Source organism: Maricaulis alexandrii (genome assembly GCF_005871165.1).
GTDB classification, from domain to species: Bacteria; Pseudomonadota; Alphaproteobacteria; order Caulobacterales; family Maricaulaceae; genus Maricaulis; species Maricaulis alexandrii.
Genome location: NZ_SWKP01000007.1, coordinates 1 through 12835, shown reverse-complemented (window position 1 = coordinate 12835; position 12835 = coordinate 1). Strand labels below are relative to the sequence as shown.

Below are 12835 nucleotides of genomic sequence, written 5' to 3'. Positions count from 1 at the left end.
CTCGCCGGACGACTGGCCAGCCGGACGGGGTCAGCTCTCCTTGAGGCGGGGTGTGGCCAGGCCCAGGGAGGGCAGGCCGGCCAGGGCCTCGCGGCGATAGCTGTAGAGTTCAGCAGGGCGTCCGCCCGTGCGGCTCTCCACCTTGCCCGTGCCTTCCACGAAACCGGTCCGGTCCAGGGCGCGCCGGAAATTCTGCTTGTGCAGGCGATAGCCGATGATGGCTTCGACAGCCTGTTGCAGCCCGGAGAGGGTGAAGAGGTCAGGCATGAGTTCAAAGACAATGGGACGATACTTGATCTTGCCGCGCAGCCGGGAAATGGCGGTCGCCAGTATACGCCGGTGATCGGAGGCCATGGATAAGCCCAGGGCCGGGCACAGGGTCGGATCGTCCACCTGTCCGTCCCGGGCGGCTTCCGCGACCAGGCCGGCTTCATAGAGCAGCTCATACCGGTCCAGCACGCGTTCCTCATTCCAGGTCTCGCCGCCCATGCCGAATGTGGTCTTCAAGCGGTCATGGCGCGAGGCGCGGCGGCCGGGCACACCGGCTTCATCGGCCCAGGCTGACAGGCGCGGGATGATGTCGGTGTCGATGACCTCCGGTTTGCCCTGGCGCCAGTCTTCCCAGGGAAAGAAATCATACCAGTCGCGCCAGCGTCCGCCGCCATCGGGCGGGGTCGCGGTGTCGGCGGTGAGGGCGAGATAGCCGATCGAGATGATGCGGGCATCCTCGGACCCGGTCAGGGCGGCCAGCGGCGCTTCGCGGCCCCGGTCTCCGAAGGTGTAGAGCTGTTCCACATAGCCCAGCTGGAAGCGGGCCTGTTCGGCCACCCAGCGGCGAAGGCCGATCTCGAAAGTCCGATGGCGGGCCGGGTCGAACGGACCGAAGGGCAGGGCGACGCCGCCGCCCGATTGCGGCACGATCAGGACGCGGGGCGTATCGCTGTCGACGGACAGGATGACCGCATTGAGGCCGACAGAAAGGGACTGGCCGGCCAGTTCCATCAGCGCCCCTCGACTTCGGCCAGCACGGTGTTGAACGTGTCGAGCATCAGGACCTGCGCCTTCTTGACCGGCATGGGGCTGATCTCGATCTCCAGGTCGGCGGGCGGGCGGCCGAAAAATTTCAACGCTTCTTCCCGGGTAAAGCCCGCAATCTGCGTGGCTTCGAAATAAGCGCAGATCACGTCGGCGCGCTTGATCTTGCGTTTCACCTCGGCCGGCAGTTTCGGCGGCAAGCCGTAGCGCAGGTGAATGGCGCGTTCCAGCCGGTCCTCGAATTCGCGGTAGTTCACGCCCAACGCCGCCTTGAACGGGCTGATCATGTCGCCAATCACATATTCGGAGGCGTCATGCAGGATGGCGGCGAGCCGCCATTTCGGGTCCAGCTTGGGGTAGAGATGGTCGAGGATCTGCAGCACGACGACGGAATGCTCGGCCACGGAGAAGGCGTGGTCCCCATGGGTCTGGCCATTCCAGCGCGCCACGCGCGCCAGTCCGTGGGCGATGTCCTCGATTTCGACATCGAAGGGCGAGGGATCCAGAAGGTCCAGCCGGCGGCCGGAAATCATGCGCTGCCAGGCGCGTGGAGCCGTGTCTTTCTTGCGGGCCGCTGCCGGCATGTCATCCCTTCCTCAAAATCGCGGACAGGGGAGATAGCATTCTTGCCCCGCCATCTCCACTCCGGCCGCGACCCAAATTCACAGCGGATGTGCGCTCTTGACGCATCGTGGAGTGAATTGACCTTCCGCGCAAAAACGGGATGGATAGGCCTCAGAAATAATCGGGAGACTGGCATGAGCCTGACACGTGTTGTGATGAGACTGGGACGCAATCCGGACGCGGGATTCCCCGATGGTGACAATGATCAGGGTTATGTGATCGTGGCGCCGCTGGACAAGGATGGCCGCCTGGATCTCGACCTGTGGCGGGCCAACAAGGCCGATTGCACCGTCGACCGTTTTTCGCCCGATCCGGCGGAGAAGGCCGATGGCTGGCTGACCCATCGCGGCTCGCACTGGTTTTTCCATTATGACGAGGAAGGCGAAGGGCCGGACGAGCCGGTCTATCGCTTGGGTGATCACACCTTGCGGCTCGGGGATTATCTCACCATCCACGAAGCTGACGGGGATGATCTGACCTACAAGATCACCGAGACGACGTCGGTCTGACGGCGCGCTAACGGGACGGGGCGAGGTGCCGGATGAGTGCCTTGCCCCGGTCCAGCAAGGGGCGTTCGACCCCGGCATGCACCAGCCCGCCCAGGGCCAGGCAGGCCATCAGGCCGGCGAGGTATAGCAGGACAGCGCCGGCGAGACCGTCGCCGGTCAGGCCGGGCATGAGCCGGGCCAGAACCCCGATCACCAGGATGTGCGAGAGATAGATCGCGTAGGACCAGTCGCCGACCTGGGCGAGTGGTTTGGGAAGTGCTGGCGTCCAAGCCAGCAAGGTCGCCACCAGGCCCATGGCGAACGGGGCCAGCATCACCACGCGCAGCGGGGCTGCAACCAGTCCGGCCAGGCCATGGATGTGTATCCAGGTCAGGCCGAGAGCCAGCCCACTGGCCAAGATGAGCAGGGCCGGCCAGCGCAGGCGCCGGATCCGCGGATACAGAGTGGCCAGCAGGACACCGGACAGGAAGAGAAAGTTGAACGGGCTGAACACCAGGTCCAGCCAGGGCGACGCGATGCCGTGGGGAACCAGGATGTAGCCGAGGCTCGCCAGGGCCCAGCCCATCCCCGCCGAGACCCGCGCGGGCTGCGGCAGGAGCAGGGCCAGCCCGTAGGCGAGATAAAAGTAGAGCTCGTGGGTCAGGGTCCAACCGACCTGCAGGACCGGCAGATCCCCCGTCGGGATCAGGGTCAGCGAGGCCAGTATGTCCAGCTCGTCCGCCGACCGTGTCAGGGACCCGCCCATGGTGACATAGCCCAGCACGGCGAAGCCGGTGAAAATCCAGTAGAGCGGGAAGATGCGGTTCAGCCGGTTGAGGAAATAGCGCAGGTCGAACCCGGCATGGTCCTTGTAGAGATGATGGATGATGAAGCCGGACAGGACGAAGAAGACGTCCACGCCGGCAAATCCGAACAGGCTGGCCTGTCCCAGCACCGCATCACTGTAGAAACGGTCATTGGCCTGATGAATGTGCGCGATCACGACCATCAGCACGGCGATGGCCCTGAGGAACTGGATTTCAATCAGTGTCTTGTGGCGTCCGTGCTCGCCCATCGGCCCGGCCCGGCTAGTCGGCGTCGGATTCGAACGCGACCAGCGCGATATGGGACCGGTCCGGGCTGACGGCCATTCGGCTGACACCGCTCAGGCCCTGTTCTTCCAGATCGGCAATCGAAGCCCAGGGCAAATCCCGGGTCCGCATCATCAGCACGCCTTCATCAACCGCGAAAAACGCGTCCCGGCCATCCGCAAGCGCGAAGACCGCATAGTCCTGCGTTTCGCCCGGAAGATCGAACAGGCTGTGGGTGCCCGTGCCGTCGAAACCGGTTTCAAACACTGCAAAGCCACTATCCTCGCGGGCCTGGGTGAACAGGACCGCGCCATGGTCCGGACGTGCATAGAGCGCCCGTCCGATCGGATCGGCGACGCTCTGCGGCACGCTGTCCTCGAAGCGGTCGAAGACTTTGAGATGGGCTTCGTCATCCAGCGCAAACACGGCCAGCCGGGTCATGTCGGCATTGAAGGCGTAATACCCGTTAGGTCCGACCGTGGAGGCCGGGCGGGGTTCGCCACCCTCGAGCCGGTCCAGCCAGACCTCGCCGCCATAACCGTTCGGTGGCTGGTAGATGTAGGACAGGGCTTCGCCGGCCGGGGTCGGGCGCGGCGAGTACTCGCCGGACAAGGGTGTGTCGGTGATCCGGACCCGTTCGGAACAGTCCAGATTGCAGCGCCAGACATCGGTCAGGGGACCATTGCCGGAGGCGTAATAGAAGGACTGCCCGTCTGCGGAGAAAGCCGGCTGATTGTCATATCCGGGCCGCCGGGTGGCATTGTGGACGGGGCCGAGGGTGGGGATGTCGCCCACCCAGTTCAGCGGCGCAATATAGATATCGACGCCCGGCAGGCTGGCCGCAGACGCATCGGCCTCTTCGGTATCAGCCTCGTCTGGCGCCGCGTCCGGTGCGGCCGTTTGTGCCGGGCTGTTCCCGTCAGCCGTCTCGTCGGGCGCGGCCTGGTCTTGCGGGGCCGAACAGGCGGCCAGCAGGGCCAGGATACCGGCCGTGCCGGCGAGAAGAAGTCGGGTCATCAGCGCTTCCTTACAGCGGCGGCTCCCACGCCATAGCCGGCCCCGAAGGCGCACATCACACCTGTCTCGCCCGCGGCCATGTCGTCGGAATGCATCTGGAAATTCATCACGACGGAAGAAGAGGACGTATTGCCGTACTCGTCCAGTATTGCCGGCGCATTTTCTTCGGTGCGGTCGCGGCCGAGGATGCGTTTGGCGATCATGTCGACCATGCGGATATTGGCCTGGTGCAGCCAGGTCCGCCGGACATCCTCCGGCTCAAGGTCGACCTTCTTCATCAGATTGCGCGCCACCTTGGGCGCGAAACCGACCACATCCTTGAAGACGCGGTGACCGTCCTGGTCGAGATGCGGCTCATAATCCGAGTCGATCTGGCGTTCGGCGCGGTTGATGAAGCCGAAATCGGAGCGCAGGGCCGAGGACCATTTGTTCTCGGCATGGGTGCCCAGAACGTCCCAGCCACCCGGGCGGCCATCATCGGCCTCCACGATCATGGCGGCGGAGGCATCGCCGAAGATGAAGTGGACGTCGCGGCGCGTGTGCACATTGATGCAGGTCATCATTTCCGGCGAGCACACCAGGATGCGCTTGGCTTCGCCCGACTTGATCAGGCCGTTGGCAATGTGGAGCCCGTAGAGCGCCGCGGCGCAGGCCATGGTCAGGTCAAAGGAGAAGCCCTTGGCCCCGATCGCATCCTGGATCTCGCAGGACAGGCCCGGGAAATTTCGTTGCTGGGCCGAAGAGGCCACGATCACGCCGTCGATATCGGCCCCCGTGTAACCGGCCCGCTCGAGCGCCTGGTGGACGGATTTGAGCGCGAATTCGGCCTGGGTCGAAATCTGGTCGATCGGACGGGGCGCGATCTGCGGCACCATCTTGTCGATGTCCAGAATGCCCTCTTTTTCATAGACGTGCCGCCGCTTGATCCCGGAGGCATTGACGATGAAGTCGGAGTTGGAGAGCGGCACTTCCTCCACCTCGCCGGCGGCAATGGCGGCAGCATTCTCGGCGTTGAAGCGCTCGGCATAGGCATTGTAGCTGGCGACGAGCTCGTCATTGGTGATGACGTTCGAAGGGACCCAGTAGCCCGTTGAGCGGATGAGGCTGTTTGGCACGGCGTGTCTCTGATTTCCTTCCCGGTGGGGTGCAGCCTACTCCATGAATGGCCCGGATCAATGCGTCCGCGCATGGCGCTCCGCGCGAGCTCGCATCAGAATCGAGCAATCGTGCACATTTGTGCAGCGCAAAAACGGCAAATGCAGGAAATCCCGGGCCGATAGTCGACTCCCCTCCGCATGGCCCGCTTAGCTCGTCGGCAGATCGCAAAAAGCGGCAACAACCCCGCCGGAGGCCCCACACATGGACAGTGGTAACAACGCCTGGATTTTGACTTCGACCGCTCTGGTCCTGCTCATGACCCTGCCGGGTCTGGCCCTGTTCTATGGCGGTATGGTGCGGCGGAAGAATGTGTTGTCGACGCTGATGCAGAGCCTCGGCGCTGCGGCCATCGTCACCGTGGTCTGGGCGCTGGTGGCCTATTCCCTGGCATTCACGGATGGCGGCGGGCTGAACGCCTTTGTCGGCGGATTGTCCAGTGCCGGTCTGGCCGGGATCACGCCGGACAGCATGTCCGGTGACCTGCCGGAAAACCTCTTCCTCATGTTCCAGCTCACCTTCGCCATCATCACGGTGGCGATCATTGCCGGCGCGGCTGTCGAACGAATCCGTTTCTCCGCCTTCATGGTGTTTGGCGCGGCTTGGCTGGTCCTGGTCTATGCCCCGATCTGCCACTGGGTCTGGGGCGGCGGCTTCCTGGGTGAAGCGGGCGTGCTCGACTTTGCCGGCGGCGCGGTGGTGCATATCAATGCCGGTGTCGCAGGACTGGTCCTGGCGAAATTCCTGGGGCCGCGCAAAGGCTATCCGGGGTCCAATCTGGCGCCGGACAATCTGGTGCTGACGGTCGCCGGTGCCGGCTTCCTCTGGGTGGGCTGGTTCGGCTTCAATGGTGGTTCCGCTCTGGCTGCCGATGGCGCAGCGGCCCACGCGCTCGTGACCACGCAGGTCGCGACGGCGACGGCGGTCATCGTCTGGATCTGTCTGGAATGGATCCTGCGCGGCAAGGCCAGCGTGCTTGGCGCTGCATCGGGTGCCGTGGCCGGTCTGGTTGCGATCACACCGGCGGCCGGTTTCGTGCCGGCCTGGGCGGCCTTCCTGGTCGGTGCGGGCGGGTCCTTCGGTGCCTATTGGGGCGTTACCGCCCTGAAGAAGGCTCTCAAGATCGATGACACGCTGGACGCGTTCGGCCTGCATGGTGTGGGCGGTCTGGTCGGGGCCATCCTGACCGGTGTCTTCGCCAGCGAGGCCATCGGCGGCACGCCGGGCGCGATCGAGGGCAATCTCCTGCAGGTCTGGACCCAGGCCTGGGGGGCTCTGGCAGCGGCGGCTTACTGCGGTGTCGTCACCTTCATCATCCTCTTCGTCCAATCCAAGCTGATGACGCTGCGGGTGGATGAGGAATCCGAGGTCTCCGGTCTCGATACAAGTTTGCATGGTGAGTCGGTCGGCAGTTAGTCTGACCCCACCACCCATCTTCGGCCGGTTGGGGGCCGGAGAGCGGGAGCGGGTGCTGTAAGGGGTTGCGGCGCCCGCTCCCGACCCAAACAGAGTTGCCCTTCGGGGCTGGACCCGTTATTGGGTTTCGCACGTCCAGGCCTGTCCTCCCCGGCTTGAGACGCATACTGACCCGGCCCTGCCAGTGCGTTGTACTGGACAGGGCCGGGTCTTTTTTTGGCACCGGTGTCAGATTTGCCGACTTTGTTATACGTTTTTGTATGGCGCTGTCGGGCGCGCGAGGCGGGCCTTCCCGAGGGCCCAGCCCGTCCTGTCACTGTCACCGGTTCCGGCCACACCTCATCATCCCCCCATCCGTCATGGAGCGGGAAGGATAGTCCGGCCGCTGAGGGCGGGGATTAGAGTTTTTCGACGAAGACCGTGCCGGCGGAATAGCCCGCGCCGAAGGAGCAGATCAGCCCCTTCTCGCCCGCGGCAAACCCGTCACTGTGGCGATGGAAGGCGACCAGGGAGCCGGCGCCTGCCGTATTGGCAAACTCGTCAAGGATGACCGGCGCTTCGTCCTCGGTGAACTCGCGGCCCAAAACCTTCTTCGCGACCAGCATGTTCATGTTGATATTGGCCTGGTGCAGCCACAGGCGCTTCATCTGGTCCGGCGCCAGGCCGAATGTGTCCATGTCGGACAGGATCATCTCGGCGACCATCGGACAGACTTCCTTGAAGACCTTGCGGCCCTCCTGCACGAAATAGCGGTCCTCGAATTCAGGCTCCGGATCTTCGGATGCATTCAGGAAGCCGAAATTGGAGCGGATATTGTTGGAGAACTGGGTCATCATGTTGCGGCCCAGAACCCGCCAGCCCTCGCCGCCAGCCACGTCTTCATGCTCGATCAGCATGGCCACGGCGACATCGCCGAAGATGAAATGGCTGTCGCGGTCGCGGAAATTCAGCTGCGGCGTGGTGATTTCCGGCACGATGACCAGAACCGATTTCGCCATGCCTGTCTCGATCATGTTGATCGCATTGATCATGCCGAACGTGCCGGAGGAGCATGCGACGGTCATGTCGAAGCCGAACCCGGTAATGCCCAGCTCGCTCTGCATCTCGATCGCCATGCAGGGATAGGTGCGCTGCATGGAGGTGGCCGAGCAGATCACGGCGTCGACATCCTTGGGATCGCGACCGGCGGCTTTCAGCGCGTCGCGGGCGGCCGCCACGCCGGCTTCCGCCGTCAGGGCCAGGTCTTCGTTCGGACGCGGCGCGACACGGGGGCGCATCCGGTCGACATCCAGCACGCCGTCCTTGTCGATCGTGTAGCGCGACTGGATGCCCGAAGCCTTCTCGATGAAAGCCGAGGAGGAGGGGTTCAGCGGTTCGACGACGCCGCGCTCGATGGCGTCAGCATTGTCGGCGTTGAACTGTTCCACATAGGCGTTGAAGCAAGCGACGAGTTCGTCATTCGAGACCGACTCTTCAGGGGTCCAAAGGCCGGTCGACCGGATCACAACGCTCATTCATTTCACTCCGAAACGGGCAGTCAGGGCGCGCAACCTAGTACCAAGCGCCAGCGAGGTCACCTCGCGAACTGCGCAAGCGGTGTCATTCTGCCTTTGACCTCGTCTGGCAAATCTGGTCGAAACACCCCGAACACCAATCCCGGAGATGCCCCATGAAGACCCGTGCCGCAGTTGCGTTCGAAGCCGGCAAGCCGCTGGAAGTTGTCGAGGTTGATCTGGAGGGCCCGCAGGCGGGAGAAGTCCTGGTCGAGATCAAGGCGACGGGCATCTGTCATACCGATGAATTCACCCTGTCCGGTGCCGACCCGGAAGGGGCGTTTCCGGCCATTCTGGGTCATGAAGGCGCCGGCGTCGTGGTGGAATGCGGACCGGGCGTGACCGGGCTGAAGCCGGGCGACCATGTCATTCCACTCTACACGCCGGAATGCCGGGAGTGCGAATACTGCCTCAATCCCAAGACCAATCTGTGCCAGTCGATCCGCTCGACCCAGGGCCAGGGCGTGATGCCGGACGGCACGTCGCGCTTCTCCTACAAGGGCGAGAAAATCCTGCACTATATGGGCTGCTCGACCTTCTCGAACTACACGGTCCTGCCCGAGATCGCGCTGGCCAAGGTCCGCCAGGACGCGCCCTTCGACAAGATCTGCTATATCGGCTGTGGCGTGACGACGGGCATTGGCGCCGTCGTCTTCACCGCCAAGGCCGAGCCGAATTGCACCGCCGTCGTTTTCGGTCTGGGCGGGATCGGCCTCAATGTCATCCAGGGCCTGAAAATGATCGGCGCGCGCCAGATTGTCGGTGTCGACATGAACCCGGCCAAGGAAGCCATGGCGCGCCAGTTCGGCATGACCGATTTCGTCAATCCCAAGGATGTGAAGGGTGATCTGGTCGGCCATCTGGTGGAGCTGACCGGGGGTGGCGCCGACTACACGTTCGAATGCATCGGCAATGTCGACGTGATGCGCACGGCGCTGGAATGCTCGCACAAGGGCTGGGGCACCTCCATCGTGATCGGCGTCGCGCCGGCCGGTGCGGAAATCTCCACCCGTCCCTTCCAGCTGGTCACCGGCCGCAATTGGCGCGGCTCCGCCTTCGGCGGCGCCCGTGGCCGCACGGACGTGCCCAAGATCGTCGACATGTACATGGATGGCCGCATCAATATCGACAGCCTGATCACCCACAAGCTCAAGCTCGACGACATCAATAAGGGCTTCGACCTGATGCATGCCGGCGAAAGCATCCGGAGCGTGGTGGAGTACTAGATGGGACGGGCTGTGCGAATTCTGGCAAGTTGTCTCTTGTTGGGGGCTTGCCAAATGTCGTCACAGCTTGATTTCGAGTTGCCTCCCGAGGCGTGCTCTGCCCTTGCCGCATGGGCCGAACAGGGTGCGGTCGCGGAACGTGTCGTCAGTTGGGACTGGAATTACGGTCCCGATGTGATCGGCATGCGCGCCAGAATGGTGGCAGGGTCCACGGCGGATCATGTTGCCGATGAATATGATCACGCCCTGTATGACGGCCTCAGCCGGTACACTCATTCCGTCGCGCTGGGTGAGTTCGCCTGGGCAGTGTCCAGATGCTTTGGCGCTGAGGCGCAGGTGCGGATGGGTGAGTACGGTTTTGTCGAATTCATGACGTCGAGTTTCGAGCATGCCGGAGCACAGGTTGATGTCAGCTTCTTCGAGGACCGCTGCGCCTTCCGGGCGACAGATGAGCCGCCGGGCAGCTCTGGCTGCGCTTCTTTCCGGTCGCGTCCGGACGGTTGAGACCTGGCTTCAATGGCTCGTGGGATTGTGATATCATCATGATAGCAGGAGGCGCTCATGGGCCAGGTCATCATCCGCAACCTCGACGACAGCGTTGTGGCCAATCTTAAGCGAATGGCGGCACGGGAGGATAAGTCGCTGGAGCAATTCCTGCGGGAAGTGCTGGCGGAAACGGCCTTGCGTGAGCGCAGCGGTTTCATTGAGTTCGCGCGCGGCATGCGGGAGCGATGCAAGCCGATTGACCTTGATCCGACAGATCTCATCCGCGAGGACCGGGACCGGTGAGGCTTGCGGTTTTCGATGCCAGTGTCGCTGTGAAAGTCTTTCTGCCAGTCGCCGGTTCAGAACGGGCCGAAGCGGCCGTTCAGACCTTTGGCATGGTGGCACCGGAACTCATTCTGGTCGAAACAGCAAACGCGTTCTGGAAATACGTCCGGGAGGCGTTGGCACCGTTGGAAGATTGCACGATTGCCCTGAGGAATCTGAGCGGTTTCGCTGATCTGCATCCGGATCGAACGCTCTATCCCGAGGCGCTTGAGTTGGCGGCCCGATTGCAGCATCCCGTGTATGATTGCCTGTATCTGGCCCTGGCGCACCGCGAGAGCTTGCCCCTGATTTCAGCCGACAAGCGCATGCTCAAACTGGCTTGCGAGCAGCTCGCCATCGAGGCCATAGACCTCACCACCTTCCCTTTGGAGACCGCCGCACCATGACCTTCCCGCCCGACTGGTTCGAGATGGAGGATGAGCAGGCCATCGCCTTCGAGGACGAGCTGCGCCGGGAATGCATTCCTGGCCATGTCCTGCATGGTCTGGAAGTGCGGGCGGTCGCGGTGGCCGACTGGTCCGATGACAGCCTGTTCGAGATCGAGGATGGCCGCTGGGCCCTGGTCCACCTGACCTGGAAGGCGGAGACCGATCCGAAATGGCCGGCCACGGAGATCTTCAAGGATTTCGAGACCGTGCTGAAACGCCTGCACGAGGATTTTGAAGAAAGGACCGCATCATGAGCCTGACCCGAGTTTCGTCCTGGAGCAGTTTCGGCGGCACACTGTCCGTGCATGATCACGACAGCGAGGCCTGTGCCTGCACGATGCGGTTTGCGGTCTTCACGCCGCCCCAGGCCAAGGACGGTCCGGTGCCGGTGCTCTGGTATCTGTCCGGGCTGACCTGCAATTGGTCCAATGTGATGGAGAAATCGGGCCTGCAGCGCATGGCGGCGGAACTGGGTCTGATGGTGATCGCACCCGACACCTCTCCGCGCGGCGAGGATGTCGCCGATGATGACAGCTATGATCTGGGGCAGGGGGCCGGCTTCTATATCGATGCGACTGAACCACCCTGGACGCCGCACTTTTCCATGCAGTCCTATATCGTGGAGGAATTGCCGGCCCTGATCGGGGCGGAATTCCCGGCCGACATGGAGCGTCAGGGCATTTTCGGTCATTCCATGGGCGGGCATGGCGCGCTGACCCTGCATTTCAAACAGCCCAAGCGCTTTCGCAGTGTCTCCGCCTTTGCGCCCATCGTGGCGCCGGCGCGGGTGCCCTGGGGCCAGAAGGCGTTCAAGGCCTATCTCGGCGATGAATGCCCGGAATGGGGCGAGCATGATGCCTGCGAACTGGTCAAACGCCAGCCCACAGAGGCGCATATCCTGGTTGATCAGGGCGAGGACGACCAACTCCTTGAAGAACAGCTCAAACCGGAACTGTTCGAGGCCGCTTGCCGGGAAGCGGGCCAGTCCCTGACCCTGCGCCGCCATCCCGGTTACGACCATTCCTACTGGTTCATCGCTTCCTTCATGGAGGACCACCTCCGCCACCACGCCAAGTCGCTGACGGCCTGATCCGGCCTATTGCAGGCCCAGTTCGGAAATGGACAGTGTGGCCCGGGCAAACTCGCCCTGGCGATAGGAACCGACCCAGACCGAATATGTGCCCGATTGCGGGTTGCGGATGGTCAGGGCCGGGTTGAGACCGGCGCCGCTGTCATCATCGCAATAGAACTGGCCGTTGGGCGCACGCACGAGCAGGGTCGTGTCGGCATTGGAATTGGCCGAGATGGTCAGGTCGAAACTGCCCGCCTGATAGGTGATCCGGTAATCCACATTGTCCGCGACCCAGCCCGTGCAATTGGAAAAATAGCTGCTGGCCTGGATATTCCCGCCCGAAGTGATTGTCGTGCGGTAGGGATCCGGCGTGAAGCCGGCGCGCAGATTGACGGACCCGAAGGTCTGGGCCGAAGCCGGTGCGGCTGCAGCGAGAGCCAGAAGGCCCAAGGCTAAAACTTGTTTCATGGCAATGATCTCCCCCTGCCGTTCGATAAGGCGGGGCGGTGCGGGCCAGGTTGAAAAGGACCGGAAACGACCAGCGCCACCCCATGCCCGCAACGCTAGGTCGGGCCGGGCAGAAGCGGCATCCCCTGTTTTGGGGAGGGGCTTGTATCTCCATTTCCCCCGGGCGTGGTCCCGGGGCTTTGCCTGGGAAAGAGGCGTGTGTCCGGGATGACAAATGGATGCGGTTGAAGAAGCGGACGTAGCGCCACGGCGTTTCCGCCTGGCGGTATGAGAGGTGTGCGGGAGACCTGACGGGTCGGATTTTGCTATGAGTGTGAGTGACCTGACCGGTCTCCCGCACGCGGAGATTTGATCGTCTTCCCTTGCGGGCGACGCACCGAAACCGCCTGGGTGCCAGCACGGTCGTGACCTTGTGCCGTGTGGCCCGGGCG

At 63.3% G+C, this 12835-nt stretch carries 15 protein-coding genes; 8 read left to right on the top strand and 7 right to left on the bottom strand.

From position 1 onward, the window contains the following. Positions 1–30: 30 nt before the first annotated feature. Together FCS99_RS09080 and FCS99_RS09075 are read right to left on the bottom strand one after the other, a co-directional pair. The gene (locus tag FCS99_RS09080) at positions 31–1002 is read right to left on the bottom strand and encodes an NUDIX hydrolase (RefSeq protein ID WP_138511773.1); all 972 of its coding nucleotides are present in this window, start codon (positions 1000–1002) and stop codon (positions 31–33) included. After that, on the bottom strand, positions 1002–1619 hold the full coding sequence (locus tag FCS99_RS09075; RefSeq protein WP_138511772.1) for a YfbR-like 5'-deoxynucleotidase: 618 nt from the start codon (positions 1617–1619) through the stop codon (positions 1002–1004). The genes FCS99_RS09080 and FCS99_RS09075 overlap by 1 nt, the downstream gene beginning before the upstream one ends. Before the next feature lie 174 nt (positions 1620–1793). Between FCS99_RS09075 and FCS99_RS09070 the strand changes: the two genes are divergently transcribed. Then, positions 1794–2168, top strand: coding sequence for a hypothetical protein (locus FCS99_RS09070; protein ID WP_138511771.1), 375 nt, complete (start codon positions 1794–1796; stop codon positions 2166–2168). Between the two features lie 7 nt (positions 2169–2175). On the opposite strand, the gene FCS99_RS09065 is transcribed toward FCS99_RS09070, so the two are convergent. The 3 genes from FCS99_RS09065 to FCS99_RS09055 are packed head-to-tail and all read right to left on the bottom strand — an operon-like array spanning position 2176 to position 5370. After that, the gene (locus FCS99_RS09065) at positions 2176–3222 is read right to left on the bottom strand and encodes an acyltransferase family protein (protein ID WP_138511770.1); all 1047 of its coding nucleotides are present in this window, start codon (positions 3220–3222) and stop codon (positions 2176–2178) included. Between the two features lie 13 nt (positions 3223–3235). Next, a complete protein-coding gene (locus FCS99_RS09060) occupies positions 3236–4255 on the bottom strand; it encodes a TolB family protein (RefSeq protein ID WP_138511769.1) in 1020 nt (339 codons plus the stop codon). Beyond that, positions 4255–5370, bottom strand: coding sequence for a beta-ketoacyl-ACP synthase III (locus tag FCS99_RS09055; RefSeq protein WP_138511768.1), 1116 nt, complete (start codon positions 5368–5370; stop codon positions 4255–4257). Before FCS99_RS09055 ends, FCS99_RS09060 begins: the two co-directional genes overlap by 1 nt. Before the next feature lie 244 nt (positions 5371–5614). On the opposite strand from FCS99_RS09055, the gene FCS99_RS09050 reads away from it, so the two are divergent. Continuing rightward, complete coding sequence (locus tag FCS99_RS09050; protein ID WP_138511767.1) at positions 5615–6826, top strand: ammonium transporter; 1212 nt, start codon at positions 5615–5617, stop codon at positions 6824–6826. Positions 6827–7224: 398 nt separating this feature from the next. Here FCS99_RS09050 and FCS99_RS09045 read toward each other — a convergent pair whose 3' ends face one another. Beyond that, positions 7225–8340 (bottom strand): beta-ketoacyl-ACP synthase III, encoded by a 1116-nt coding sequence (locus FCS99_RS09045; RefSeq protein WP_138511766.1) that lies wholly within the window; start codon positions 8338–8340, stop codon positions 7225–7227. Positions 8341–8495: 155 nt separating this feature from the next. On the opposite strand from FCS99_RS09045, the gene FCS99_RS09040 reads away from it, so the two are divergent. From FCS99_RS09040 to fghA, 6 genes are read left to right on the top strand one after another with little or no spacing between them, the layout of a single operon-like run. Next, a complete protein-coding gene (locus FCS99_RS09040) occupies positions 8496–9605 on the top strand; it encodes an S-(hydroxymethyl)glutathione dehydrogenase/class III alcohol dehydrogenase (RefSeq protein WP_138511765.1) in 1110 nt (369 codons plus the stop codon). Positions 9606–9659: 54 nt separating this feature from the next. After that, a complete protein-coding gene (locus FCS99_RS09035; RefSeq protein WP_138511764.1) occupies positions 9660–10109 on the top strand; it encodes a hypothetical protein in 450 nt (149 codons plus the stop codon). Positions 10110–10166: 57 nt separating this feature from the next. Continuing rightward, on the top strand, positions 10167–10394 hold the full coding sequence (locus tag FCS99_RS09030; RefSeq protein ID WP_138511763.1) for a FitA-like ribbon-helix-helix domain-containing protein: 228 nt from the start codon (positions 10167–10169) through the stop codon (positions 10392–10394). Further along, positions 10391–10822, top strand: a complete 432-nt coding sequence (locus tag FCS99_RS09025; protein ID WP_138511762.1) for a type II toxin-antitoxin system VapC family toxin — start codon at positions 10391–10393, stop codon at positions 10820–10822. The genes FCS99_RS09030 and FCS99_RS09025 overlap by 4 nt, the downstream gene beginning before the upstream one ends. Then, positions 10819–11118, top strand: a complete 300-nt coding sequence (locus FCS99_RS09020; RefSeq protein ID WP_138511761.1) for a hypothetical protein — start codon at positions 10819–10821, stop codon at positions 11116–11118. Before FCS99_RS09025 ends, FCS99_RS09020 begins: the two co-directional genes overlap by 4 nt. Continuing rightward, positions 11115–11954, top strand: a complete 840-nt coding sequence (fghA, locus tag FCS99_RS09015) for an S-formylglutathione hydrolase (protein WP_138511760.1) — start codon at positions 11115–11117, stop codon at positions 11952–11954. The genes FCS99_RS09020 and fghA overlap by 4 nt, the downstream gene beginning before the upstream one ends. Positions 11955–11960: 6 nt before the next feature. Here the strand turns inward: fghA and FCS99_RS09010 are convergent, their stop codons facing one another. Beyond that, positions 11961–12404: a pre-peptidase C-terminal domain-containing protein gene (locus FCS99_RS09010; RefSeq protein ID WP_233352725.1), complete on the bottom strand. Its 444-nt coding sequence runs from the start codon at positions 12402–12404 to the stop codon at positions 11961–11963. Positions 12405–12835 lie beyond the last annotated feature (431 nt).

Bases quoted from the DNA above. Each gene is read 5' to 3' on its own strand.
- FCS99_RS09050 (WP_138511767.1), top strand. From the start codon at position 5,615: ATGGACAGTGGTAACAACGCCTGGATTTTGACTTCGACCGCTCTGGTC.
- FCS99_RS09070 (WP_138511771.1), top strand. From the start codon at position 1,794: ATGAGCCTGACACGTGTTGTGATGAGACTGGGACGCAATCCGGACGCG.
- FCS99_RS09045 (WP_138511766.1), bottom strand. From the start codon at position 8,340: ATGAGCGTTGTGATCCGGTCGACCGGCCTTTGGACCCCTGAAGAGTCG.
- FCS99_RS09020 (WP_138511761.1), top strand. From the start codon at position 10,819: ATGACCTTCCCGCCCGACTGGTTCGAGATGGAGGATGAGCAGGCCATC.
- FCS99_RS09040 (WP_138511765.1), top strand. From the start codon at position 8,496: ATGAAGACCCGTGCCGCAGTTGCGTTCGAAGCCGGCAAGCCGCTGGAA.
- fghA (WP_138511760.1), top strand. From the start codon at position 11,115: ATGAGCCTGACCCGAGTTTCGTCCTGGAGCAGTTTCGGCGGCACACTG.
- FCS99_RS09065 (WP_138511770.1), bottom strand. From the start codon at position 3,222: ATGGGCGAGCACGGACGCCACAAGACACTGATTGAAATCCAGTTCCTC.
- FCS99_RS09060 (WP_138511769.1), bottom strand. From the start codon at position 4,255: ATGACCCGACTTCTTCTCGCCGGCACGGCCGGTATCCTGGCCCTGCTG.
- FCS99_RS09035 (WP_138511764.1), top strand. From the start codon at position 9,660: ATGTCGTCACAGCTTGATTTCGAGTTGCCTCCCGAGGCGTGCTCTGCC.
- FCS99_RS09010 (WP_233352725.1), bottom strand. From the start codon at position 12,404: ATGAAACAAGTTTTAGCCTTGGGCCTTCTGGCTCTCGCTGCAGCCGCA.
- FCS99_RS09075 (WP_138511772.1), bottom strand. From the start codon at position 1,619: ATGCCGGCAGCGGCCCGCAAGAAAGACACGGCTCCACGCGCCTGGCAG.
- FCS99_RS09030 (WP_138511763.1), top strand. From the start codon at position 10,167: ATGGGCCAGGTCATCATCCGCAACCTCGACGACAGCGTTGTGGCCAAT.
- FCS99_RS09080 (WP_138511773.1), bottom strand. From the start codon at position 1,002: ATGGAACTGGCCGGCCAGTCCCTTTCTGTCGGCCTCAATGCGGTCATC.